This is a genomic window from Gilliamella sp. B2717 (assembly GCF_026536675.1).
GTDB classification, from domain to species: Bacteria; Pseudomonadota; Gammaproteobacteria; order Enterobacterales; family Orbaceae; genus Gilliamella; species Gilliamella apicola_I.
Window position 1 is genome coordinate 1,064 of record NZ_JAFNNQ010000006.1, and the last position, 319, is coordinate 1,382.

Annotated in this window: 1 protein-coding gene; it reads right to left on the reverse strand. The window is 46.1% G+C overall.

Annotated elements, in window-relative coordinates; translation table 11 throughout:
• On the reverse strand, positions 1-178 hold a 178-nt coding region (locus tag J3U35_RS11525), incomplete at its 3' end, for an SEL1-like repeat protein (protein ID WP_416380670.1).
• Positions 179-319 lie beyond the last annotated feature (141 nt).

A 319-nucleotide genomic window follows, 5' to 3' on the forward strand; every position in this document is an offset into this window, starting at 1 on the left:
CAGCCGCTTTTTGATACCATGCAATGGCTTTAGTTAAATCGGGTTCAACCCCTTGTCCGTACTCGGTTATGGGGTAAATAGCACGGGGATAGGTTTCAACCGGTAGNACTAAACTCATAAGGCGCAAAGCGGGCTTTGATATACGGCAGTTCGGGGTCAATGTTTTTTCCGTTTTCATCAAACATGTATTGACGGGGTGGCTGACCGCCCGATGNATTTTCATAGATATAACCGATACTGTTTTGTGCATCAAGATTGCCCTGCGCAGCGGCTTTTTCAAACCACGCTAACGCAACCGGAAAATTATTAAACTCGTCAC